The organism is Pseudomonas sp. 22490 (assembly GCF_052044465.1).
Classification (GTDB): domain Bacteria; phylum Pseudomonadota; class Gammaproteobacteria; order Pseudomonadales; family Pseudomonadaceae; genus Pseudomonas; species Pseudomonas aeruginosa.
Genome location: NZ_JBQENS010000001.1, coordinates 41,944 through 66,957, shown reverse-complemented (window position 1 = coordinate 66,957; position 25,014 = coordinate 41,944). Strand labels below are relative to the sequence as shown.

Genomic DNA, 25,014 nt, shown 5'->3' with positions numbered 1-25,014 from the left:
GCAGAGGCTGCTCAGCTTTCGAGCAGCCCGTGCAACTCGACGAACTGCTGGGTCAACTTGTGCCGCGGTTCGAGGAAGATCAGCGGGGTGCAAGCCTGGTGCGACTCGCGCATCTTCACCGAGCTCATCAGGTACACCGGCAGCACCGGCAGTTCCTCCGCCACCAGTTCGTCGAGCAGTTGCTGCGGCAGGCTGGCGCGCGGCTGGAACTGGTTGACCACGATGCCCTCGACCTGCAGGTCTTCGTTGTGGTCGTCGCGCAGTTCCTCGATCTCCTGGAGAAGGCCATACAGCGCCTGGCGGGAGAAGCTGTCGCAATCGAAGGGGATCAGGCAGCGATCGGCAGCGATCAGCGCAGATACCGTGTAGAAATTCAGTGCCGGCGGTGTATCCAGGTAGATCCGGTCGTAGTCTTCGTCCAGTTCGTCCAGCAATTTGCACAGCTTGTTGATCTTGTGCTTCGACTCCAGCTTCGGCTGCAGGTCGGCCAGTTCGGGGCTGGAGGTGACGATGTGCAGGTTGTCGAACGGCGTCTCGTAGATCTCGACCCTGCCCTTCTTGCTGAAGGGCCCGGAAGACAAGGTCTGCTTGAAGAAGTCGGCGATCCCCACCGGCAGGTCCTCGCCGGTCAGTCCGGTCAGGTAGTGCGTGGAGTTGGCCTGGGCGTCCAGGTCCACCAGCAGGGTGCGATAGCCCTCCGCCGCGCTGACCGCCGCCAGGTTGCAGGCGATGCTGGACTTGCCTACCCCGCCTTTCTGATTGAACACCACGCGCCGCATGGGAAATCTCCGTGAGCCGAGCCTGATCCCGGATGATAGGCAAAGCCGCGGGCAAGCGCGAGCGCCGTCTCGGTCCTGACGTAGAGCGGTTCAGCGCCGGCGCAGGCTGGCCGCCTCACGGGTCACCAGGTCGATGAAGGACAGCGCCAGCGGCGAGCCCTCGTTCTGCCGACGGACCAGCCATACCGCAGTCGTCGCCTCGGGATCGCTCAGGGTGCGGTAGACCACGCCGTCGACCCGGGTGCGGCGGAACGACGCCGGCAGGATCGACACCCCCAGTCCGGCCGAGACCAGGCCGATGATGGTCATCGCCTCGCTGGCCTCCTGGGCGATGCGCGGGCTGAAGCCGGCCTGTCGGGTCAGGGCGATGACCTGGTCGTAGAGCCCGGTGCCGTAGCTGCGCGGGAAGAACACGAAGGGCTCCTCGGCCAGGGCGGCGATGGCCAGGCCATCCTCGCTGCCGGCCGCCAGCGGATGGTCGGCCCGCAGCACCGCCACCAGCGGTTCGCGGAACAACTCCACCCAATGCACCGCATCCGGCAGCGCCAGCGGGCGGATCACGCCCACCTGCAGGCTTTCCTCGAGCAGCGCCTTGAGTACCTGGCGGCTGCTCATTTCCTGCAGGTCGAGGTGTACGTCCGGACAGGCCTTGCGGAAGGCATGGATGCTGCTGGGTATGGTCGAGGTGAAGGGTGCCGAGGAAGTGAAACCGATCTTCAGCTCGCCCAGTTCCCCCAGGTGGGCCCGACGCGCCAGCAACACCGCCTTGTCTACCTGGGCCAGCACCTGGCGGGACTCGTCGAGGAACAGCCGGCCGGCGTCGGTGAGTTCGACGCGGCGGTTGGTGCGCTCGAACAGGCGCGCACCGATTTCCTCCTCCAGCGCCTGGATCTGCTGGCTCAACGGCGGCTGGGAGATCCCCAGGCGCTCGGCGGCGCGGCCGAAGTGCAGCTCCTCGGCGACGGCGATGAAATAGCGCAGGTGCCTGAGTTCCAAGCGGCCCCTCCTATTAGGTGTTTTTACATATCAATCGTGTCGAGCAATATATTGGAAATCATATAAACCTATCTATATCCTTTGCCACATAACCTCCAACAACGACCCCTTGTCCCTGAAATCCAGGTGGCGCGGCCTCGTTGTGCCTGCTCGCCACCGTCCCCAGAGGTGCCCCGTGAGCAATCCGCAAGTCCGGCCACAGGCCGAAGAAGAACCCGCGTTAATCGAGGCGGCCCGCGAAGCAGCCAACGAGGTGCTGGAAGCCGCCACCGAAGTCGAACGCTATATCGAGAAAGGCACCCCGCAGTTCATGCGCACCTCCCTGGCGCTGTTCTCCGGCGGTTTCGCCACCTTTGCCCTGCTCTACTGCATCCAGCCGATGATGCCGGTGCTGTCCAAGGCGTTTTCCATCAGCGCCGCGGAAAGCAGCCTGGCATTGTCCGTCGCCACCGCCATGCTCGCCCTTGGCCTGCTGGTCACCGGCCCGATCTCCGACGCGATCGGCCGCAAGCCGGTGATGGTCGTCTCGCTGCTGGCCGCCGCGCTGTTCACCCTCGGCAGCGCGGTGATGCCCACCTGGCATGGCGTGCTGCTGATGCGCGCGCTGGTCGGGCTGTCCTTGAGCGGCCTGGCCGCGGTGGCGATGACCTATCTCAGCGAAGAGATCCATCCGCAGCACATCGGCTTGTCGATGGGCCTGTACATCGGCGGCAACGCCATCGGCGGGATGAGCGGACGCCTGATCAGCGGCGTCCTGGTCGATTTCATCTCCTGGCATGCCGCACTGGCGGTCCTCGGCGGCCTGGCCCTGGTCGCCGCGCTGGTGTTCTGGCGCGTGCTGCCCGAATCGAAACACTTCCGGCCGGCACCGCTGAAGCCGGCGACCCTGCTCAACGGCTACCGCTTGCACTTCCGCGACGCCGGACTGCCCTGGCTGTTCCTGATCGGCTTCCTGCTGATGGGCAGCTTCGTCACCCTGTTCAACTACATCGGCTACCGCCTGCTGGCCGAGCCCTACCACATGAGCCAGGCGGTGGTCGGCGTGCTCTCGGTGGTTTACCTCTCGGGCATCTACAGCTCGGCCTGGGTCGGTTCGCTGGCCGACAAGCTGGGGCGACGCAAGGTGCTCTGGGCGGTCATCCTGCTGATGCTCGGCGGCCTGCTGCTGACCCTGTTCGAGCCGATCCCGCTGATGCTCGCCGGCCTGCTGCTATTCACCTTCGGCTTCTTCGGCGCGCACTCGGTGGCGAGCAGTTGGATCGGGCGCCGCGCCCTGCGCGCCAAGGGCCAGGCCTCGTCGCTCTACCTGTTCAGCTACTACGTCGGCTCGAGCCTGGCCGGCACCCTCGGCGGGGTGTTCTGGCATTACTACGGCTGGAACGGCATCGGGCTGTTCATCGGCTCGCTGCTGGTGGTCGCGGTATTGGTCTCGCTGCACCTGGCGCGCCTGCCGGCCCTGCCTGGCAACACCCTGGCGCAGGCCGCCCACTGAGTTCGATGCGCCGGTCTCCCGGCGCCTTCACTCCGACCAGAAGCGTACTCCGGTCAGTTCTTCCGATAGCGCCCACAGCCGCGCGGCCAGCCCCAGGTCGCGCGCATTCCGCGGAATCCGCGCCGCCGCCGGATAACCGCGGGTTTCCAGCCAGCGATCCGGGCCGACATAGGCGCCGCCATACCAGCGCTGTTCGGTCAGCGCGGAAAGTGCCGGCAACGCCCCCATCTCCGCCGATTGCGCGAACGCTCCGTTGGCCACCTTCATCGCCCAGCGTCCCAGGCGCGAACCGGACATCGCCGGCGCCGCGTACTGCAGGTTGGTCGCCGCGTAGCCCGGATGCGCCGCCTGGCTCTGCAGAAGCACGCCCCGCTGGCCGGCGCGGCGCTGCAACTCCAGGCTGAACAGCAGATTGGCCTGCTTGCTGTGGCAATAGGCGAGATAGCGGTTGTAGCCGCGCTCGGCGTTGAGGTCGTCGAGCGGCAGCCGGCCGAACTGGTTGAAACCGCTGGTCATGCCCACCACCCTGGGCCGTGGAGCGGCCAGCAACGACTCCAGCAGCAGTCCCGTAAGGGCGAAGTGGCCGAGGTGATTGGTGCCCATCTGCATCTCGAAACCGTCGCGGGTACGCCGCAGGGGCAGGAACATCACTCCGGCGTTGTTGAACAAGAGATCGAGGCGTGCGTGGCGCTGACGGAAACCGGCGGCGCAGGCGCGGATCGAGGCGAGGTCGGCCAGGTCGAGATCGGCCAGCTCCAGGCGTGCCTGGGGATACTCGTCGAGGATCGCCCGCCGCGCCCGCTCCGCCTGTTCGCGATTGCGGCAGGCCATCACCACGGTCGCCCCTTTGCCGGCCAGCGTGCGCGCCGCCTGCCAACCCAGGCCGCTGTTGGCGCCGGTGACCAGCGCCAGGCGCCCGGCCAGTTGTGGAATGTTGCGTCGTGCCCAGGGATGCATCGCTCGTTCTCCGCTTGACTGCGTTGCCGGGCAGTATCGCGGCACCAGCCAATGCAGCGGCAGACGCGCTCGCGCCAGACTGCCGATCATTTCGGGCCAGGACACGCCAGCATGAGCCGCCGCACGGACTCCGACGCACCGACCATCACCGCCGCCTACCCGCGCCTGCTGCTCGGCCTGCTGGAGGAACGCGGCCTGGACGGACGCGCGCTGCTACGGGAAATCGGTCTGTCGACGCTGCGACTGGAAGAGCCGGAAGCACGCGTCACATCGCAGCAGTACCAGGCGATCGCCGCCGCGGCGCTCGCGCTGAGCGGCGACCCCGGCCTCGGCGCACAGCTCGCCTTGCGCACGCCTCCCACCGCCCATGGCAGCCTGGGCTACGCGATGATGGCCTCGGCGACGCTCGGCGATGCCTTGTGCCTGGCGCTGCGCTACATGCCGCTGCTGCAGGGCAACGTCGAAATCAGCCTGCTGCGCGAGGACGAGCAGGTGATCCTGCGCCTGCTGCCAGGCCCCGCGCTCCCGCCGGCACTGCACCGGTACTTCAGCGAAGCCCTGCTGATCGGCCTGTATCGCTCCGGCGCCTGGCTGCTCGGCGAACCGGCCCTGGTCGGCAGGCTCGACTTCGACTATCCCGAACCTGCCGTGCCTGTGCCGCTGCCGCAGTGCCGCTACGACCAGGCCCACGTCCAGCTGGTGTTCCCCGCCATCCTGCTCGCCCGCTCGCTACCGATGGCCGATCCGGCTGCGTTGCGCCGCGCCCGCGAACACTGCGAGCGCGAACTGGCGCTGCTCGATGCCGGCCGCCGGGACATCTGCGCCCGCGTGCGGCTGGAGCTGGAACGCCAGGAACAGCGCTTCCCCAACCTGGAGGAAGTAGCCGCGCGCCTGCACCTGTCCAGCCGCAGCCTCAAGCGGCATCTGCATGACGCCGGCACCAGCTTTCGCCAGTTGCTCGGTCAGGCTCGCCAGCGCCAGGCCTTGCGATTGCTGCGGCGTCCCGAGGTGTCGTTGCAGCGTATCGCCCTGTACCTGGGTTACAGCGATCCAACCAACTTCACCCGCGCCTTCAAGCGCTGGACCGGCGAGCCGCCGAGCGACACCCGCGCCCGCCTGCTGGGCGGGCAACCAGTTTCACGAACAAATGCCAAGCGCTCGACAAATCCCTCGCGTTTCCCTTGAGCGCGGCAAGCGCTGTTCTATGCTGCTGCGGCCGGCATCCGGCCGGCCTCGACAGCGATATGAAAGGGACTTTATGAAACCAGCGATCAAGCGCGCCTGCCTGCTCGGCACGGCACTGTTCTCCCTCTGCGCCAGCGCAGCCCAGGCGGCCGGCGTTCTGGTAGGAACCTGGGACCTGCGGGGCAACGGCCAGCTCGCCGCGGTCTACCGCGACGGCGCCAACCTGCAGGTGGTGGAAGGCGGCAGCACCCGCAACTACAGCTTCGGCAACGTGGTCTGGTCGGTCTTCGGCGCCACCGATACCGACGGCCAGCCCGGCGCGGAAATCCTGGTCAAGGCCGGTCCCGACCTGGTGATCGTTTCCCACGCCAGCACCACCCAGCGCAAGTACCCGGTAGGCAACGTCTCCTGGGCGATCATGCGCGCCACCGACGTCGACAACGTCGCCGGCGACGAAGTCATCCTCAGCATCGGCAACGGCGTGCGCACCGTATTCGATCGCACCCGTACGCAACGCGACGCCACCTTCAGCTACAACGGCACCTGGGGCCTGTTCGACGTCGCCGACGTGGACGGCGCGCCGGGCAAGGAACTGGTGCTGAACATGGGCAACGGCGTCAAGGTCATCGACCCGCGCACCAGTGGCGCCAAGGACTTCACCTTCAGCGGCTACCACGCGCTCGCACAGATCGCCGACCTCGACGGCCAGCCCGGCGCGGAGATCATCGGCCGCACCAGCACCGGCATCTACGTGATCAGCAACGCCAGTTCCCGCAAGGAATACAACATCGGCGCCAGCGCCTGGGCACTCTATGGCGGCACCGCGGACACCGACGGCAAGCCGGGCAACGAGCTGATCGTGGTGATGCAGGGCAAGGTGCGGGTCATCCACCACGCCAGCGGCGCCAGCAGCGACTACCGCATCGGCGACGTCAACTACAGCATCGATTCGGTGGCCGACATGGATGGCCAGCCGGGCGCGGAAATCCTCGTGCGCGACGCCAACGGCAAGCTGTTCGTGATCAACGACCGCACCGGCAAGGTAAGCAGTTGAGCCGGGCGGGTTGCGTAGGGCGGGTACGCCACCGGCGCGACCCCGCCAGCCAACGCGCCGGAGGGCCGTCGGCCCGCGCATGAAAAAAGGGGAGCCTCGGCTCCCCTTCTTTCGTTCCGGCTCAGCCGTGGTACTGCGCCGACAGCTCGTGCACCGCCTCGAAGAAGGCGCCGGCATGGGCCGGGTCGACTTCCGGGGTGATGCCGTGGCCAAGATTGAACACATGCCCCGTACCCTTGCCGTAGGCCGCCAGGATCCGCGCGACTTCGGCGCGGATCGCCGCCGGATTGGCGTAGAGCACCGAGGGATCCATGTTGCCTTGCAGGGCTACGCGCTCACCGACACGGGCCCGGGCGCTGCCGATGTCGCAGGTCCAGTCCAGGCCCAGCGCCTCGGCGCCGACCTCGGCCATCGACTCCAGCCACAGGCCGCCTCCCTTGGTGAAGAGGATCACCGGCACCCGGCGTCCGTCGTGCTCGCGGATCAATCCATCGACGATCTTGCGCATGTAGGTCAGGGAGAACTCCTGGTAGGCCGCCGCCGACAGGCTGCCGCCCCATGAGTCGAAGATCTGCACCGCCTGGGCGCCGGCGTGGATCTGCCCGTTGAGGTAGCTGGTCACCGATTGCGCCAGCTTGTCCAGCAGAGCGTGCATGGCCTGAGGGTTGTCGTAGAGCATCGCCTTGGACTTGCGGAAGTCCTTGCTCGAGCCGCCCTCGACCATGTAGGTGGCGAGGGTCCAGGGGCTGCCGGAGAAGCCGATCAGCGGTACGCGGCCGTTCAGCTCGCGGCGGATGGTGCGCACGGCATCCATCACATAGCCCAGGTCCTGTTCCGGATCGGGAACCGGCAGCGCCTCGATGTCGGCCAGCGACGAGACCACCTTGCGGAAGCGCGGGCCTTCGCCGGTCTCGAAGTACAGGCCCTGGCCCATGGCATCGGGAATGGTCAGGATATCGGAGAAGAGGATCGCGGCGTCCAGCTGCGGGTAACGGTCCAGCGGCTGCAGGGTCACTTCGCAGGCCAGCTCCGGGTTCATGCACAGGCTCATGAAATCGCCGGCCTTGGCACGGGTGGCACGGTATTCCGGCAGGTAACGACCGGCCTGGCGCATCATCCAGACGGGGGTGACATCGACGGGCTGCTTGAGCAGGGCGCGGAGGAAGCGGTCGTTCTTCAGGGCAGTCATAACGGCATCCGATCAAAGGCTGCTGGCTTCACGCGGGCGCGTGCGGAAGGGGGTTATCCACAGGCCGGCGGGCGAAAAGGGCCGCTATTGTCGCAAAGCACAAAACAAAAGGCACGGCGGGGGCCGTGCCTTTTGTCTATCGCGGTGATTTGTCGCAGCGCCGGTGGCGCCGCGGGTCAGACGCCAAGGTAGTCGAGGATGCCTTCGGCCGCGGTACGTCCTTCGAAGATCGCCGTCACCACCAGGTCGGAACCACGGACCATGTCGCCACCGGCGAAGATCTTCGGGTTGCTGGTCTGGTGCTTGAACTGCGCCTGCGCCGGAGCCACCACGCGGCCCTGGCTGTCGGTGGCGATCTCGAAGCGCTCGAACCACGGCGCCGGACTCGGCCGGAAGCCGAAGGCGATCAGCACGGCTTCCGCCGGGATGATCTCCTCGGATCCGGGGATCGGTTCGGGGCTGCGGCGGCCGCGGGCGTCCGGCTCGCCGAGACGGGTCTCGACCACCTTCACGCCTTCCACCCGGTCCTCGCCGACGATGGCGATGGGCTGGCGGTTGAAGAGGAACTTCACGCCCTCTTCCTTGGCGTTCTTCACTTCCTTGCGCGAGCCCGGCATGTTTTCTTCGTCACGGCGATAGGCACAGGTCACCGACTTGGCGCCCTGGCGGATCGAAGTGCGGTTGCAGTCCATCGCGGTGTCGCCGCCGCCCAGGACCACCACGCGCTTGCCCTTCATGTCGACGAAGTCCTCGGCCGACTTCTCGAAGCCGAGGTTGCGGTTCACGTTGGCGATCAGGAAGTCCAGGGCGTCGTGTACGCCCGGCAGGTCCTCGCCGGGGAAACCGCCCTTCATGTAGGTGTAGGTGCCCATCCCCATGAACACGGCATCGTACTCATCGAGCAACTGCTCCATGGTCACGTCCTTGCCGATCTCGGTGTTCAGGCGAAACTCGATGCCCATGCCGGTGAACACCTCGCGGCGACGGCTGAGGACGTGCTTCTCCAGCTTGAACTCGGGAATGCCGAAGGTCAGCAGGCCGCCGATCTCCGGGTTGCGGTCGAACACCACCGGGGTCACGCCGTTGCGCACCAGCACGTCGGCGCAGCCGAGGCCGGCCGGGCCGGCGCCGATCACCGCGACGCGCCTGCCGGTCGGCTTAACCTTGGACAGGTCCGGACGCCAGCCCATGGCGAAGGCCGTATCGGTGATGTACTTCTCCACCGAGCCGATGGTCACCGCGCCAAAACCGTCGTTGAGGGTGCAGGCGCCCTCGCAGAGGCGATCCTGCGGGCAGACCCGGCCGCAGACTTCCGGCAGGGTGTTGGTCTGGTGCGACAGTTCGGCGGCGGCCAGGATGTTGCCTTCGGAAACCAGCTTCAGCCAGTTAGGGATGAAGTTGTGCACCGGGCATTTCCACTCGCAGTACGGGTTGCCGCAGCCCAGGCAGCGGTGGGCCTGGTCGGCGGCCTGCTGCGGCTTGAACAGGTCGTGGATCTCCACGAACTCGCGCTTGCGCTGGCGCAGCAGCTTCTTCTTCGGGTCCTTGCGCCCGACTTCGATGAACTGGAAGTCGTTGTTCAGGCGGTCGGAATTCAGACGTTCAGACATATCGAAACCTCATCACAACTTCGGGCGCTTATTGCGGGTTGGCACGGGTGCTGGTCAGCAGCGAACCGAGGCTGGCCGCCTTCGGTTTCACCAGCCAGAACCGACGCAGGTAGTCATCCAGGTTTTCCAGGATGTTCGCGCCCCACTCGCTTGCCGTTTCGTTCACGTACTCGACCAGGACCTTGCGCAGGTGGCTGCGATAGGCCTCCATCGCCTCGCCGCTGATCCGCTGGATTTCCACCAGCTCGTGGTTCACGCGGTCGACGAAAGTGTTGTCCATGTCGAGGACGTAGGCGAAGCCCCCGGTCATGCCGGAGCCGAAGTTGTAGCCGGTCTTGCCCAGCACGCAGACGAAACCGCCGGTCATGTATTCGCAGCAGTGGTCGCCGGTACCTTCCACCACCGCATGGGAACCGGAGTTGCGCACGGCGAAGCGCTCGCCGGCGGTTCCGGCGGCGAACAGCTTGCCGCCGGTGGCGCCGTACAGGCAGGTGTTGCCGACGATGGCAGATTCCTGGGTCTTGAACGGACTGCCCTTGGGCGGGGTGATCACCAGCTTGCCGCCGGTCATGCCCTTGCCTACGTAGTCGTTGGCGTCGCCTTCCAGGTACAGGTGCAGGCCACCGGCGTTCCACACGCCGAAGCTCTGTCCCGCGGTGCCCTTGAAACGGAACACCACCGGTGCCTTGGCCATGCCCTGGTTGCCGTGCAGGCGGGCGATCTCGCCGGATACCCGCGCGCCGATGGATCGGTCGCAGTTGCAGATGTCCAGCTCGTACTCGCCGCCGCTCAGGCCTTCGATGGCGGCCTTCGACAGCTCGACCATCTTCTCGGCCAGCAGGCCCTGGTCGAACGGCGGGTTTTTCTCCACCTCGCAGAACTGCGGCTTGTCGGCCGGGATCAGCTCACTGCCCAGCAACGGAGCGAGATCCAGATTCTGCTGCTTGGCGGTCTCGCCGGGGAGGATCTCCAGCAGGTCGGTGCGGCCGATCAGCTCGCCCAGGCTGCGCACGCCGAGGCGCGCCAGCCACTCGCGGGTTTCCGTGGCGATGAAGGTGAAGAAGTTGATCACCATCGCGGTGGTGCCGATGAAGTGGTCCTTGCGCAACTTGTCGTTCTGCGTCGCCACGCCGGTGGCGCAGTTGTTCAGGTGGCAGATGCGCAGGTACTTGCAGCCCAGGGCGATCATCGGCGCGGTACCGAAGCCGAAGCTCTCGGCGCCGAGAATGGCCGCCTTGATCACGTCCAGGCCGGTCTTCAGGCCGCCATCGGTCTGCACCCGGACCTTGCCGCGCAGGTCGTTGCCGCGCAGGGTCTGGTGGGTTTCCGCCAGGCCCAGTTCCCAGGGCGAGCCGGCGTACTTGATCGAGGTGATCGGCGAGGCGCCGGTACCGCCGTCGTAGCCGGAGATGGTGATCAGGTCCGCATAGGCCTTGGCCACGCCGGCGGCGATGGTGCCGACGCCCGGCTCGGATACCAGCTTCACCGATACCAGCGCCTGCGGGTTGACCTGCTTGAGGTCGAAGATCAGCTGCGCCAGGTCTTCGATGGAGTAGATGTCGTGGTGCGGCGGCGGCGAGATCAGGGTCACGCCGGGCACCGCATAGCGCAGGCGGGCGATCAGGCCGTTGACCTTGCCGCCCGGCAACTGGCCGCCCTCGCCGGGCTTGGCGCCCTGGGCCACCTTGATCTGCAGGACCTCGGCGTTGACCAGGTATTCCGGGGTCACGCCGAAGCGGCCGGTAGCCACCTGCTTGATCTTCGAACTCTTCAGCGTGCCGTAGCGCGCCGGGTCCTCGCCGCCCTCGCCGGAGTTGGAGCGACCGCCCAGGGTGTTCATCGCCTCGGCCAGCGCCTCGTGGGCCTCCGGCGACAGCGCGCCAAGGGAAATCCCGGCGGCATCGAAGCGCTTGAAGATGGCTTCCAGCGGCTCCACCTCGTCGAGCGCCAGCGGCTGCGCGGCGGTCTTCACCTGCAACAGGTCGCGGATCATCGACACTGGGCGCTGGTCCACCAGCGCGGTGTATTCCTTGAACTTCTCGTAGTCGCCCTGCTGCACGGCAGCCTGCAGGGTATTCACCACATCCGGGTTGTAGGCGTGGTATTCGCCGCCATAGACGAATTTCAGCAAGCCGCCCTGCTGGATCGGCTTGCGGTTGCTCCAGGCCTCGGCGGCCAGGAGCTTCTGCTCGTTCTCGATATCGACGAAGCGCGCGCCCTGGATGCGGCTGGCGACTCCGGTGAAGCACAGGTCGGTGACCTCGTCGGACAGGCCCACCGCCTCGAACAGCTGCGCGCCACGGTAGGACGCGACGGTGGAGATGCCCATCTTCGAGAGAATCTTCATCAGGCCCTTGGAGATCCCCTTGCGGTAGTACTTGAACACCTCGTAGAGGTCGCCCAGCACTTCACCGGTGCGGATCAGGTCGGCCAGCACCTCGTAGGCGAGGAACGGATAGACCGCCGAGGCGCCGAAGCCGATCAGCACCGCGAAATGGTGCGGATCGCGGGCGGTGGCGGTCTCCACCAGGATGTTGGAGTCGCAGCGCAGCCCGGTCTGCACCAGGCGGTGGTGCACCGCACCGACGGCCAGGGCAGCATGCACCGGCAGTTTGCCGGGAGCGATATGGCGGTCGCTGAGGATCAGCAGCACCTTGCCGCCGCGCACGGCTTCCTCGGCCTGGTCGGCGATGTTGCGCACCGCGGCCTCCAGGCCCATCGACTCGTCGTAGTTGAGGTCGATGAAGTGGCGGTCGAAGCCCGGGCGGTCCAGGGTCATGATGGTCCGCCACTTCGCCGGCGAGATCACCGGAGTGGTGAGGATCGCCTGGTTGGCATGGTGCGGGGCTTCCTCGAAGATGTTCTGCTCGACGCCCAGGCAGGTTTCCAGGGACATCACGATGGCTTCGCGCAGCGGGTCGATCGGCGGGTTGGTGACCTGGGCGAATTGCTGGCGGAAGTAATCGTACGGAGAGCGGATGCGCCGGGAGAGGATCGCCATCGGCGTATCGTCGCCCATGGAGCCCACCGCTTCCTGGCCCTGCTCGCCGAGCGGACGCAGCACCTGGTCACGCTCCTCGAAGGTGACCTGGAACATCTTCATGAATTGCTTGAGCTGGTCGGCGTCGTAGCTGGCCACGCCATGGTCGTCGTCCAGGGTCGCCTGGATGCGCAGGGCATTCTGCCGCAGCCATTGCTTGTAGGGATGGCGCGACTTCAGGCGGTTGTCGATGTCGTCGCTGTGCAGGACCTGGCCGGTCTCGGTGTCCACCGCGAGGATCTGCCCCGGACCGACGCGACCCTTGGCGATGACGTCCTCGGGCTTGTAGTCCCAGACGCCGATCTCCGAGGCCAGGGTGATGTAGCCGTTCTTCGTGGTGACCCAGCGCGACGGGCGCAGGCCATTGCGGTCGAGCAGGCAGACGGCATAGCGACCGTCGGTCAGCACGACGCCGGCGGGGCCATCCCAGGGCTCCATGTGCAGCGAGTTGTACTCGTAGAACGCGCGCAGGTCGGCGTCCATGGTCTCGACATTCTGCCAGGCCGGCGGGATGATCATGCGCAGGCCGCGGAACAGGTCCATGCCGCCGGTGACCATCAGTTCGAGCATGTTGTCCATGCTCGACGAGTCGGAGCCGACGCGGTTCACCAGCGGGCCTAGCTCTTCCAGGTCGGGGATCAGTTCGTTGGTGAACTTGGTCCGCCGCGCCTGGGCCCAGTTGCGGTTGCCGGTGATGGTGTTGATCTCGCCGTTGTGGGCGAGGAAGCGGAAAGGCTGCGCCAGCGGCCATTTCGGCAGGGTGTTGGTGGAGAAGCGCTGGTGGAATACGCAGATCGCGGTCTGCAGGCGCTCGTCGCCAAGGTCCGGATAGAAGGCGGCCAGGTCGGCCGGCATCATCAGGCCCTTGTAGATGATGGTCTTGTGCGAAAAGCTGCAGATGTAGTGGTCGCTGTCGGCGGCGTTGGCCACCGACGAGCGGCGCCGTGCGCTGAACAGCTTGATGGCGAAGTCCTGGTCGCTCAGGCCGGCGCCGCCGATGAACACCTGTTCGATCTGCGGCAGGCGCTCCAGCGCCAGGCGGCCGAGAACGCTGGTATCGATCGGCACCTTGCGCCAGCCGACCAGCTCCAGTCCGGCGGCGACGATCTCGCGATTCATGTTCTCGCGTGCCGCCTCGGCTTTCACCGGGTCCTGGTTGAAGAACACCATGCCCACCGCGTATTGCTCGGGCAGGTCGACAGAAAAGGCTTCCCTGGCGACGGCACGCAGGAACAGGTCGGGCTTCTGGATCAGCAGCCCGCAGCCGTCCCCGGTCTTGCCATCGGCATTGATCCCACCGCGGTGGGTCATGCAGGTCAGTGCTTCGATTGCGGTTTGCAGAAGTTGATGGCTCGGCTCGCCCTGCATATGGGCGATCAGGCCAAATCCGCAGTTATCCTTGAACGTTTCAGGATGGTACAGACCTGCTTTCATAAGGAACTCTCACCGGCAAAACTTTTTTAGTCATCTACTTCGCCTGTCACCCGCTCATGCGGCGAGTTTTCGACAGGCAAAGGGAGGCCATTGTACATAGGTGCACAAGGCCTCACAAATTTTGCGGCGAGAAAATGAAATTCAATGTCGCCAAAATGAAAGACGAAACCCGCCGGTCATGCTAACGACTAGCGAGTTTCGTCAAGAGGCGACGGCAGGTCGGATCAATGCGCCTGGCCGATCTCCTGCTGGATGCTGGCGAAGGTACGCGGCCACGGCTTGCCGGCCTGCACCTTGGACGGCAGTTTTTTCACTGCGGCCAGGGCGGCGGCACGGTTCGGGAAGCTGCCATAGGTGACGACGTAGAACGGCTTGCCTTGCAGGGTTTTCTTGAAGTAGCGGAAATCGCCGCCGCCCTGCTGGCGAATGAACGCCTGGGCATTGGCTTCGGAGCCGGTACCGAGGATCTGCAGGGCGAAGTTACCACCAGACTGGTTGCGATACCACTGACTTCCCGCACCGCCACCGCTGGCCGGCTTGGCGGCCGGAGCCGGGGCCGGCTTCGCCGCGGCGGTGGTGGCCGGCTTGCTCGCCGCCGGCTTGGCCGGAGCCGGGGCCGGCTTGCTGGCCGGGGCGCTGGCGACCGGCGCGGCCGGTGCCGGGGTCTGCGCCGGAGTCGGGGTCGCCGCAGGCGCGGTCGGTTCGGTCGGCGCCGGCGGCACCGGATGCATCGGCGTGACGCCGTTGTTGGCCAGCGGCGTCACCGGAGGAGCCGAGCTGGAAACGGTAGGCGGCACCGCGGCGGACGGCAGGCCGCCTTCGTCGTCGCCACCTTGCCCGGCGGCCTGGGCCAGCGGCTCGCGAATGACCGGCTGCGACTCGCCGACCAACGGTAGCGGCAACGGCTGGCTGGAGCCGTTGAACTCCACGGCCGGGCCGCTGCCCGGCTGCTGGGCCTGGGCCGGCGTACCACCATTCATGGACAATTCGGTAGAGGCGGTCTGCGGCGCCTCCGGCTTGCTCTTGCCTTGCATGAACCAGGCGGCGATCACGCCGATGGCCACGACCGCAAGAATCACCAGATGCTTCTTGGGCAAGTTGAAAGACCCTCCGGTTGCCTTGCGCGCTGCGCCACGATTGGCCAGCATCGCTTCGATCAGGGCATCGCGGGCGACCTGGTTGATCGCTCCCGGCCAGCCTTCCGACTGCTCGTGGATGTCCACCAGCAGGTCGTTGGAAATCAGCTCGATGCCCTGCCCGGCGCCCTCGAGACGCTGGGCCAGGTAGTCGCGGGTTTCCTCTTCGCTGTATGGCTGCAATTCGATGGCATGGAAGCGCTCCTCACCCTCGGAAAACACCTCCAGGCGCGGCAGCAACGACGGCTCACCGAACAGGAATACATGCAGGCGTCCCTCGTTGGTGCCGGAAGCCAGCAGCAACAGCACTTCCAGCGCGCTGTCCTGGAGCTGTTCGGCATCGTCCACCATCAGGTAGACGTCCTGCCCGGTGATCGCCAGCTGCGCCACCTTGGTCAGGATCGCCTCCAGGCTCGCCTGGTTGATGCTCAGGCCCTGCGCCACCTGGCGCAGCAACGAAGTCTCGTCGGCGGCGGTGCGCGCCGAGATCACCACGCTGAGGACCGCATCCTTGTTGGTGCTGGCCACCAGCGCCTGGCGCAGCAGGGTCTTGCCGCTGCCCAGGGGCCCGGTGACCAGCAGCAGGAGCTGGCTGTAGCGGGCCAGATGGTGCAACTGGCCGAGCACCGGCTTGCGCTGCGCCGGGAAGAACTTGAAACCCGGAACGCGCGGCGCGAACGGGTCGTGACTGAATTGGTAGTGGCCCAGGAAGGCCTCATCGGCATGCAAGCTGGTCATGGGACCTCATTCATCTCCAAGCTGGTCGGCCAAGGCCCGATAGTCGGTGCGCAGGGTCGCGTCCAAGATCTCACGGGGAAAATCGCCGGTGACCACGGCATTCCCCAGTCCTTGCAGCAAAACCAGACGCAGGCGGCCATCGAGCACTTTCTTGTCGACGGCCATGTGTTCCATAAAATCTTCCGCCGTCATCTCGGCCGGCGGTACCACGGGCAGGCCAGCCCGGCGCAGCAGGCGGATACCGCGATCGCGCTCGGCGGCGCTCAGCCAACCCAACCGATGCGACATCTCGAGTGCCATCACGGTTCCCGCCCCTACCGCTTCGCCGTGCAGCCAGACGCCGTAACCCTGCTGGGTCTCGATCGCATGACCGAAGGTATGGCCGAGGTTCAGCGTGGCACGCACGCCCGACTCGCGCTCGTCGGCGCCCACCACGCGGGCCTTCGCCGCGCAAGAGCGCTCGATGGCCTCGGTGACAACGGTCGGCTCCAGTGCCAGCAAGGCATCCATGTGCTCTTCCAGCCAGGTGATGAACGGTTCGTCGCAAATGAAACCGTACTTGATCACCTCCGCCAGCCCGGCGGACAGCTCGCGGGACGGCAGCGTCTTCAGCGACGCGGTGTCGATGACCACCGCCTGGGGCTGGTAGAACGCACCGATCATATTCTTGCCCAACGGATGGTTGATCCCGGTCTTGCCGCCCACCGAGGAGTCGACCTGGGACAACAGGGTGGTCGGCACCTGGATGAAGTTGACCCCACGCTGGTAGCAGGCCGCGGCGAAACCGGCCATGTCACCGATGACGCCGCCGCCCAGGGCGATCAGGGTAGTCTTGCGGTCATGCCGCTCCTTCAGCAGGGCATCGAAGATCAGTTGCAGGGTTTCCCACTGCTTGTAGGCCTCGCCGTCGGGCAGCACCACAGGGGTGACCTCATGGCCTTGCAGTGCCTTGAGCAGGGTTTCCAGATAGAGAGGAGCGACCGTTTCGTTGCTGATCACCGCGACCCGGCGACCGACGATATGCGGCGCGAACCAGCGGGCGTCGCCCAGCAGGTTTTCACCGATGTAAATGGGATAGCTACGCTCGCCTAGATCGACGTGAAGTGTGCGCATGAGGCCCCCAGACAGGAAAGGGCAATAGGATAACGCAATTCGCCGCGCCTCAGCGGGGCGGCAACTTGCGCAGGCGTTCGAGAATTTCCTGGACGACCAGGCGCGGCGGCCTTTCGTCGGTCTCCACCACCACATCGGCGATTTCGCGGTAGAGCGGATCGCGCAGCGCCATCAGGTCGCGGAGGATCTGTCCCGGGTTGGGCTTCTGCAACAAGGGGCGGTTGCGGTCCCGCGCCGTGCGCGCGATCTGGTGCTCGACCGAGGCATGCAGGTACACAACCCGGCCACCGGCGCGCAGCACCTGGCGGTTACCGTCGCGCATCACCGCCCCGCCGCCGGTGGCGATCACCATGCCGTCGGCGGCGCAGAGTTCGGTGAGCATGGCCTGCTCGCGCTCGCGGAAACCGACCTCGCCCTCGACATCGAAGATCCATGGGATATTCGCGCCGCACCGCTGTTCGATCTCCTTGTCGGAGTCCTTGAACGCGAGATGCAGCTCCTTGGCGAGCAGGCGCCCGATGGTGCTCTTTCCAGCACCCATCGGGCCGACGAGGATCAGGTTGACCACGTTGTTCGATATCAGCGACCGATTGCGATGGCCTGATTATTCATGATCCGCGGTGTCAGGAAAACCAGAAGTTCGTTTTTCACGTCCGAGACCGTATCGCGCCGGAACAGCCGCCCCAGGTAAGGCAGGTCGCCGAGGAACGGCACCTTGTCCACCGACTTGCTCTGGGTGTTGCTGAACACGCCGCCGATGACGATGGTCTCGCCGTCGTTGACCAGGATCTTGGCGTTCACCTCGTTCTTGTTGATCGGCGGTACGCCGTTCAGTGCGCGATCGAAGTCCGGCGCATCCTTGGTCACCTTCACTTCGACGATGATCCGGTTGTCCGGGGTGATCTGCGGGGTCACCTCGAGGGACAGCGCGGCCTCCTTGAACGAGGTGCTGGTAGCGCCACTGGAGCTGGCCTCCTGGTAGGGTACTTCCTGGCCCTTGAGGATCTTCGCGGTTTCCTTGTCCGAGGTCACGACCTTAGGCTGGGAGACGATCTCGCCGTTGCCGGTCTTTTCCATCGCCGACAGTTGCAGGTCGAGGATGATGTTGTCGGTGATGAAGCCGATGCCGATTCCGGAGGTGGCATCCTTGGCGCCGATGTCGACGAACGGCGACGGCGACTTGCTGGTTCCCGTGGTGGGGAAAGTACAGTTGCCGGCGATCGGGCCGCAGTTCATGCCGTCCTCGTCCTTGATCCCGATATTGCCGTCCTTGCCGTAGCCTCTCCAGTTGCCCTTGTGATAAGCGCCGCCCCAGCGCACACCGAGACTCTTGTCGTAACCGACGTTGGCCTCGACGATGCGTGCCTCGATCATCACCTGGCGCACCGGAATATCCAGCTGCGAAACGATCCGCCGCAGTTCGTCCAGTCGCTCCTGGGGCTGATAGGCGATGATGCTGTTGGTGCGGTCGTCGACGGTGATCGAGCCGCGCCCGCCTTCCTTGCCTTCCTGGCCACCATCGCTGGTCACCGACTGGAACAGCTTGGCGATGTCCGCGGCCTTGGCGTAGTTCACCTGGATCAGTTCCCGGCGCAGTGGCGCCAACTCGGCGATCTGCTTCTGCGCTTCCAGCTCCTGGCGCTCACGGGCGGCGATCTCGTCGGCCGGGGCCACCAGCAGTACGTTGCCGAGCTTGCGCTTGTCCAGGCCCTTGGTCTTCAGTACCAGGTCCAGCGCCTGGTCCCACGGCACGTTCTGCAGGCGCAGGGTGATATTGCCCTGCACGGTATCCGAGGCCACCAGATTCAGGTCGGTGAAGTCGGCGATCAGTTGCAGTACCGAACGCACGTCGATGTCCTGGAAGTTCAGCGACAGTTTCTCGCCGGTATAGGCGAAATTGTCCTTCTTGCGCCGCTCGGCATCTTCCGTGGTCATCGGCTTGATGCTGACGGTCAGGCGATTGTCGGTCTGGTAGACCAGGTAGTCGTAGAGCCCGCTCGGCTCGATGGTGATGCTGGTACGGTCGGATTGCGCGCTGGCGTTGACGAACTGCACCGGCGTGGCGAAGTCCTTGACGTCCAGGCGAACCCGCAGCGCATCCGGCAGCTGGGTCTTGGCGAAGTCCAGGCGGATCTTGCCGCCCTGCTCCTGGATATCCGGGCTCAAGGTCGGGTCGGACAGGTCGATGACCACGTTGCCCTCGCCCTTTTCGCCACGCTGGAAATCGATGTTGCGGATGGCACGACCCGCCGGCACGTACGGCTTGGGTTTGATCGGCTGGGCATAGCTGGCCGGAGCCGGGCTTGCCTTGACCGGAGCGGTAGAAGCGACGCTGGCGCCGGTCGGCGAATTGCCGACCACCACGAAGAGGTTGTTGCCTTCCACCCGGGTGGTGTAGGACGACAGCGCGGTCAGGTTGATGATCAACCGTGTGCGATCCTTCGCCTCGACCACCGTGACGCTGCGCGTATTGCCCACGCTCAGCTCGCGGTTCTTGGTGCCGAGCTTGTTCTGCACCCCCGGCAGATCGAGGGCGATTCGCGCCGGCTGCTCGATGGTATAGCCACGCGGCGCGGCGACGGGCTCGTCGAACTGCAGCTTTAGCTCGACCCGGTCGCCAGGCAGCGCCGCCACGTCGAGTTTCTCCAGGTCCGCGGCGAGCAATGCCGGCGCGAACATGGCGGCCAGCAAAGCGATCCCGAGGCGCGAGAGGCCACTGTTCATCGTCCGACTCCGTTGTACAGACTGCTGTTGGTTATGCATGTTTTTCCCCGCCCTCAGGAGCGTTCCTTGAGAGTCAGGCTGCGCGGACGCTCCAGCCAGTTCCCCTCTCCGTCAGGAACGATTTCGATCACGTCTATTTTTCCTTCGCTGATGCCGACGACCTTGCCGTCGTTGCGCCCCAGGTAGTCCCCGACCCTCACCCGGTGCACGCCACCCGCGCCCTTCACCAGGGCGAAGGTGCCCTGGGCGTTGGACAGGGTGCCGACCATCTCGAAGGTCTCGATGTTGAAGCCTTCCAGGAACTGCTTGACCCGCGTCTCGTCGGGCTTGATCACCTTGTTGCCCTTCTGCCGCACGGTCAGGTCGATCTTCACCGGCGGCTGGAACGGGCTGCGTAGCGACGCGGCGCTATAGGTGAAGGCCTCGTACGGCTGGAACTTCGGCAACGGCTCGATGGTGCCCTTGGGCCGGGCGCGAACCTCGTCCATGTAGGACTGCAGATCGGCGAAATCGGAACCGCCGCCGCATCCGGCCAGGCTGGCGAGCAGCAGGCTGCTCAGAATCAGGCGGGCTCTCATTTCTTCAGCCCCTTGTCGTTGTAGCGATAGGTCTTGGCCAGGATGCTCATGCGCAGCTTGGACGTGCTGCCGGGCGCGACCGGCTTGATCTCGAAGTCATGCAGGGTGACGATCCGCGGCAGGCTGGACACGCCGCTGACGAAGGTCGCCAAGTCGTGGTAGCCGCCGACCACGCTGATCTGGATCGGCAGCTCGATGTAGAACTGCTGGGCAACCTCGGGAAGCAGCTTGATTTCCTCGAACTCCAGGCCGCTGCCCAGGCCGGTACGAGTGATGTCCTCGAGCAGCCCGGGTACCTCGGTGTCGCTGGGCAACTGCCGCAGCAAGGCGCCAAAGGACTCTTCCATCTCCTTCATCTGTGCCTTGTAGGCTTCCAGGTTCGCGGCCTGGAAGGCCTTGGTGGAGAACTGCTGCTTGAGCGTCTCCTCTTCCGCGGCCTGCTGTTCGAGCTGAGCCTGCATGTCACTCAGATGGAAGTTGTAGCCCAGCGCCAGGACCGCCGCGGTCAGCAGCACGCAGACGATGACCTTGACCGCCGCCGGCCAGGAACCGATGTTGTTCAGGTCGAGATCGTTGATATCGATCTTGCGCAGACTTTCCAGGGAACTGGCCAGACTCATTTCTTGGCTCCTTGCGCAACCCCATGCTTCGCCTTGGCGTCTTCCTCGCCGGGCTGCGTCTGCTGCACGGTCAGTTGGAACACGTTGGCCTGGTCCACCGCGCCCTGGGTCACCGCCTTGACCTCGTTCAGGGTCGGGGCGGTCAGCCACTCGGACGCGTCCATGTTGCGCATGAGATTGGAAACGCGGTTGTTGGACTCGGCCGCGCCGGCGATGGCGATGTTCTTGCCGGTCATCTTCAGGTCGGTGAAATACACGCCGTCGGGCAAGGTCCGCACGAGCTGGTCGAACACCCGTCCGATGATGGGACGGTTGCCCTGCAGGTCCTGGATGATCTTCATCCGCTCGAGCAATTGCTGGCGCCGCGACTTCAGTTCGCTGATTTCCTTGATCCGGGCGTCGAGTACGACGATTTCCTTGCGCAGGAAGTCGTTGCGGGCGTTCTGGTTCTCGATGGCCGCGGTGAAGTACTGGTCGCCAAGGAATACCAGCGCAGCCGATGCCACCAGGACGCCGCCAAGAATCACCAGGAACTGCTGCTTGCGCTGCTCGCGCAGCTCTTCGCGCCAGGGTAGAAGGTTGATCCGTGCCATCAGTCGAAACTCCTCAACGCCAGGCCGCAGGCGATCATCAACGCCGGAGCGTCGCTGGCCAGGGCGCCGGCATTCACCTTGCCGTTCAGCGCCATGTCGGCGAACGGGTTGGCGACCAGGGTCGGGGTGCCGATCTTCTGCTGGATCAACCGATCGAGATCCTGGATAGACGCCGTACCGCCCGCCAGGACGATGTAGTCGACGTCGTTGAACTGTCCGGCGGCGAAGAAGAACTGCAGCGAGCGGGAAACCTGCTGCACCACGGCGTCCTTGAACGGACGCAGAACCTCGCTGTCGTAGTCATCCGGAAGACCGCCCTGCTTCTTGGCGAGACCGGCTTCCTCCACCGAGAGTCCGTAACGCCGCTGGATCTCCTCGGTGAGCTGGCGACCGCCGAACAGCTGTTCGCGGGTATAGATGGTGCGTCCGTTGTGCAGGACGCTCAGGGTGGTCATGGTCGCGCCGATGTCCACTACCGCCACGGTCAACTGGTCGGTGTCGGCACCCAGCTGGCTGCTCAGCAGCGCATAGGAGCGCTCCAGCGCGTAGGCCTCGACGTCGACCACCTTGGCGGTCAGGCCGGCCAGCGCCAGGGCCGCTTCGCGAACCTCGACGTTTTCTTTCCGACAGGCGGCCAGGAGTACGTCCACGCGCTCGGGATTGCGCGCGGAGAGCCCCTGGACCTCGAAGTCGATGGCGACTTCCTCCAGCGGATAGGGGATGTACTGGTCGGCCTCGATCTTCAGCTGGTTTTCCAGTTCATCCTCGGAAAGCCCGGCCTCCATCTCGATGGTCTTGGTGATCACCGCCGAACCGGCGACGGCGACCACGGCCGACTTCAGGTTGGTTTTCGCCTTGACCAGCACCCGTGACAACGCCTGGCCGACCCCTTCCAGCTCGACGATGTTCTTTTCCACGACTGCATTCGGCGGAAGCGGCTCGACGGCATAGGCCTCCACTTTGTAGCGGCCTCCGGAGCGGCTCAACTCAAGGAGCTTTACCGAGGTCGAGCTGATGTCGATCCCCAGCAAGGTGTTCGCTTTCTTCTTTATGAGCCCTAGCACGACCAATTCCCTATTAGCGTTCAATACTTACGAACGATTCTTCTTTTTTCACATTAGATACCAGAGCCGAAGGCCAGGCAAATGGCTAGGTCACAGAAAAATTGCTTATAATGTGAACAGCTTTTGCCTTTTTCCTGTCCTATTCGCTTAACTCTTTCTTTTTCCTGGAAATCCGAATCTACCCATGCGCCTGCTGAAGTTCCTGTGGTGGACTTGCGTCACCCTGATTTGTGGAGTGCTGCTCAGTTTCAGCGGCGCCTATCTCTATCTGAGTCCCAGCCTGCCCTCGGTGGAAGCTCTGCGTAACGTCCAGCTGCAGATCCCCCTCAAGGTCTACAGCGAGGACGGCAAGCTGATCTCCGAGTTCGGCGAGATGCGCCGGACGCCGATCCGCTTCGCCGACATCCCGCAGGACTTCATCCATGCCCTGCTGTCCGCCGAGGACGACAATTTCGCCAACCATTATGGCGTCGATGTGAAAAGCCTAATGCGCGCCGCCGCGCAATTATTGAAAAGCGGTCACATCCAGACTGGCGGCAGCACCATCACCATGCAGGTAGCGAAGAACTACTTCCTTACCAATGAAAGAAGCTTCTCGCGAAAGATCAATGAAATCCTCCTGGCCCTGCAGATCGAGCGACAGCTGACCAAGGACGAGATCCTCGAGCTCTACGTCAACAAGATCTACCTGGGCAACCGTGCCTATGGCATCGAGGCTGCCGCACAGGTCTATTACGGCAAGCCGATCAAAGACTTGAGCCTGGCCGAGATGGCGATGATCGCCGGCCTGCCGAAAGCGCCCTCGCGCTACAACCCGCTGGTCAACCCGACCCGCAGTACGGAGCGGCGCAACTGGATCCTCGAGCGCATGCTCAAGCTCGGCTTCATCGACCAGCAACGCTACCAGGCCGCCGTCGAGGAGCCGATCAACGCCTCCTACCACGTGCAGACCCCCGAACTGAATGCGCCCTACATCGCCGAGATGGCCCGTGCCGAGATGGTCGGCCGCTACGGCAGCGAGGCCTATACCGAGGGCTACAAGGTCATCACCACGGTCCGCAGCGACCTGCAGAACGCCGCCAGCCAATCGGTCCGCGACGGCCTCATCGACTATGACCAGCGCCACGGCTACCGCGGCCCGGAGACCCGCCTGCCGGGCCAGACCCGCGACGCCTGGCTCAAGCACCTGGGCCAGCAGCGCAGCATCGGCGGCCTGGAGCCGGCGATCGTCACCCAGGTGGAAAAGAGCGGGATCATGGTGATGACCCGCGACGGCAAGGAAGAAGCCGTGACCTGGGACAGCATGAAATGGGCACGCCCCTTCCTCAGCAACAACAGCATGGGCCCGATGCCGCGCCAGCCCGCCGACGTGGCCCAGGCCGGCGACCAGATCCGCGTGCAGCGCCAGGAAGACGGCACCCTGCGCTTCGTACAGATTCCCGCCGCACAGAGCGCGCTGATCTCCCTTGACCCGAAGGACGGGGCGATCCGCTCGCTGGTCGGCGGCTTCTCCTTCGAGCAGAGCAACTACAACCGCGCGATCCAGGCCAAGCGCCAGCCGGGCTCCAGTTTCAAGCCGTTCATCTACAGCGCGGCCCTGGACAACGGCTTCACCGCCGCCAGCCTGGTCAACGATGCGCCGATCGTGTTCGTCGACGAGTACCTGGACAAGGTCTGGCGACCGAAGAACGACACCAATACCTTCCTCGGCCCGATCCCGCTGCGCGAAGCCCTGTACAAGTCCCGCAACATGGTCTCGATCCGCGTCCTGCAGGGCCTGGGCATCGAGCGGGCGATCAGCTACATCACCAAGTTCGGCTTCCAGCGCGACGAACTGCCGCGCAACTTCTCCCTGGCCCTGGGTACCGCGACAGTCACACCGATGGAAATCGCCGGCGCCTGGAGCGTATTCGCCAACGGCGGCTACAAGGTCAATCCGTACGTCATCGAACGCATCGAGAGCCGCGACGGACAGGTGCTGTACCAGGCCAATCCGCCCCGCGTGCCGGTGGAAGAACAGGTCGCTGCGCCGGATGCGGAAGACGCCGGGAATCCTGGTGACCCCGAGCATCCGGAGAGCGCCGAAGGCGAAGGTTCGATCGAAGCCCAGCAAGTCGCCGCCAAGGCCCAGACCACCTTCGAGCCGACCCCGGCCGAGCGGATCATCGATGCCCGTACCGCCTATATCATGACCAGCATGCTGCAGGACGTGATCAAGCGCGGTACCGGGCGTCGCGCCCTGGCGCTGAAGCGCACCGACCTGGCCGGCAAGACCGGCACCACCAACGATTCCAAGGATGGCTGGTTCTCCGGCTACAACTCCGACTACGTGACCAGCGTCTGGGTCGGCTTCGACCAGCCGGAGACCCTGGGTCGCCGCGAGTACGGCGGTACCGTCGCGCTGCCGATCTGGATCAGGTACATGGGCTTCGCCCTCAAGGACAAGCCGATGCACACCATGGCCGAGCCGCCAGGCATCGTCAGCCTGCGCATCGACCCGGTGACCGGCCGTTCGGCCGCGCCGGGCACTCCCGGCGCCTATTTCGAGATGTTCAAGAACGAGGATACCCCGCCCTCGGTCAATGAACTGCCGCCAGGCAGCTTCCCTGGCAGCCCGCTGCCGGATGACGAAGGCGCGCCGATCGACCTGTTCTGAACCGGCCGGCGCCTGCGCTTCGTTGGCGACGACGGGAGCGCGAGGCGCAGGCAAAA

18 protein-coding genes are annotated in these 25,014 nt (G+C 65.2%); 4 read left to right on the top strand and 14 right to left on the bottom strand.

Going from position 1 to position 25,014, the window contains the following annotated elements:
- Positions 1 to 11 precede the first annotated feature (11 nt).
- Together ACTJJX_RS00295 and ACTJJX_RS00290 are read right to left on the bottom strand one after the other, a co-directional pair.
- Positions 12 to 779: a ParA family protein gene (locus ACTJJX_RS00295; protein ID WP_016852210.1), complete on the bottom strand. Its 768-nt coding sequence runs from the start codon at positions 777 to 779 to the stop codon at positions 12 to 14.
- Positions 780 to 869: 90 nt separating this feature from the next.
- On the bottom strand, positions 870 to 1,775 hold the full coding sequence (locus tag ACTJJX_RS00290; protein WP_016852211.1) for a LysR family transcriptional regulator: 906 nt from the start codon (positions 1,773 to 1,775) through the stop codon (positions 870 to 872).
- Positions 1,776 to 1,950: 175 nt separating this feature from the next.
- On the opposite strand from ACTJJX_RS00290, the gene ACTJJX_RS00285 reads away from it, so the two are divergent.
- Entirely contained in the window at positions 1,951 to 3,267 is a 1,317-nt protein-coding gene (locus ACTJJX_RS00285; protein WP_003103690.1) for an MFS transporter, read from the top strand.
- 27 nt (positions 3,268 to 3,294) lie between these two features.
- On the opposite strand, the gene ACTJJX_RS00280 is transcribed toward ACTJJX_RS00285, so the two are convergent.
- Positions 3,295 to 4,224, bottom strand: a complete 930-nt coding sequence (locus tag ACTJJX_RS00280; protein WP_016852212.1) for an oxidoreductase — start codon at positions 4,222 to 4,224, stop codon at positions 3,295 to 3,297.
- Between the two features lie 111 nt (positions 4,225 to 4,335).
- Here ACTJJX_RS00280 and ACTJJX_RS00275 point away from each other — a divergent pair, with 111 nt between their 5' ends.
- Together ACTJJX_RS00275 and ACTJJX_RS00270 are read left to right on the top strand one after the other, a co-directional pair.
- The gene (locus ACTJJX_RS00275; protein ID WP_003146385.1) at positions 4,336 to 5,409 is read left to right on the top strand and encodes an AraC family transcriptional regulator; all 1,074 of its coding nucleotides are present in this window, start codon (positions 4,336 to 4,338) and stop codon (positions 5,407 to 5,409) included.
- Positions 5,410 to 5,482: 73 nt separating this feature from the next.
- On the top strand, positions 5,483 to 6,463 hold the full coding sequence (locus tag ACTJJX_RS00270) for a hypothetical protein (protein ID WP_003103696.1): 981 nt from the start codon (positions 5,483 to 5,485) through the stop codon (positions 6,461 to 6,463).
- Positions 6,464 to 6,584: 121 nt separating this feature from the next.
- Here ACTJJX_RS00270 and hemE read toward each other — a convergent pair whose 3' ends face one another.
- From hemE to pilM, 11 genes are all read right to left on the bottom strand, one after another.
- Positions 6,585 to 7,652, bottom strand: a complete 1,068-nt coding sequence (gene hemE, locus ACTJJX_RS00265; protein ID WP_003103698.1) for a uroporphyrinogen decarboxylase — start codon at positions 7,650 to 7,652, stop codon at positions 6,585 to 6,587.
- 176 nt (positions 7,653 to 7,828) lie between these two features.
- Complete coding sequence (locus ACTJJX_RS00260; protein WP_003095829.1) at positions 7,829 to 9,262, bottom strand: FAD-dependent oxidoreductase; 1,434 nt, start codon at positions 9,260 to 9,262, stop codon at positions 7,829 to 7,831.
- A gap of 28 nt (positions 9,263 to 9,290) precedes the next feature.
- Positions 9,291 to 13,736 (bottom strand): glutamate synthase large subunit, encoded by a 4,446-nt coding sequence (gltB, locus tag ACTJJX_RS00255; RefSeq protein ID WP_003103700.1) that lies wholly within the window; start codon positions 13,734 to 13,736, stop codon positions 9,291 to 9,293.
- 224 nt (positions 13,737 to 13,960) lie between these two features.
- Positions 13,961 to 15,610 carry an AAA family ATPase gene (locus ACTJJX_RS00250; RefSeq protein ID WP_003116139.1) on the bottom strand — a complete coding sequence of 550 codons (1,650 nt, stop codon included), beginning with the start codon at positions 15,608 to 15,610 and terminating at the stop codon, positions 13,961 to 13,963.
- A 6-nt stretch (positions 15,611 to 15,616) separates the two neighbouring features.
- Positions 15,617 to 16,723, bottom strand: a complete 1,107-nt coding sequence (gene aroB / locus ACTJJX_RS00245) for a 3-dehydroquinate synthase (protein ID WP_003107839.1) — start codon at positions 16,721 to 16,723, stop codon at positions 15,617 to 15,619.
- Between the two features lie 49 nt (positions 16,724 to 16,772).
- Entirely contained in the window at positions 16,773 to 17,291 is a 519-nt protein-coding gene (gene aroK, locus ACTJJX_RS00240) for a shikimate kinase AroK (protein WP_003095833.1), read from the bottom strand.
- Positions 17,292 to 17,302: 11 nt separating this feature from the next.
- Entirely contained in the window at positions 17,303 to 19,447 is a 2,145-nt protein-coding gene (gene pilQ / locus ACTJJX_RS00235; protein WP_003103267.1) for a type 4a pilus secretin PilQ, read from the bottom strand.
- Positions 19,448 to 19,500: 53 nt separating this feature from the next.
- Positions 19,501 to 20,025 (bottom strand): type 4a pilus biogenesis lipoprotein PilP, encoded by a 525-nt coding sequence (gene pilP, locus ACTJJX_RS00230; protein ID WP_003095836.1) that lies wholly within the window; start codon positions 20,023 to 20,025, stop codon positions 19,501 to 19,503.
- The gene (gene pilO / locus ACTJJX_RS00225; protein ID WP_003103268.1) at positions 20,022 to 20,645 is read right to left on the bottom strand and encodes a type 4a pilus biogenesis protein PilO; all 624 of its coding nucleotides are present in this window, start codon (positions 20,643 to 20,645) and stop codon (positions 20,022 to 20,024) included. Before pilO ends, pilP begins: the two co-directional genes overlap by 4 nt.
- Positions 20,642 to 21,238, bottom strand: a complete 597-nt coding sequence (pilN, locus tag ACTJJX_RS00220) for a type 4a pilus biogenesis protein PilN (protein WP_003095839.1) — start codon at positions 21,236 to 21,238, stop codon at positions 20,642 to 20,644. Before pilN ends, pilO begins: the two co-directional genes overlap by 4 nt.
- On the bottom strand, positions 21,238 to 22,302 hold the full coding sequence (pilM, locus tag ACTJJX_RS00215) for a type IV pilus assembly protein PilM (protein ID WP_003110888.1): 1,065 nt from the start codon (positions 22,300 to 22,302) through the stop codon (positions 21,238 to 21,240). Before pilM ends, pilN begins: the two co-directional genes overlap by 1 nt.
- Positions 22,303 to 22,486: 184 nt before the next feature.
- Here pilM and ACTJJX_RS00210 point away from each other — a divergent pair, with 184 nt between their 5' ends.
- The gene (locus tag ACTJJX_RS00210; protein WP_003095841.1) at positions 22,487 to 24,958 is read left to right on the top strand and encodes a penicillin-binding protein 1A; all 2,472 of its coding nucleotides are present in this window, start codon (positions 22,487 to 22,489) and stop codon (positions 24,956 to 24,958) included.
- Positions 24,959 to 25,014: the final 56 nt, after the last annotated feature.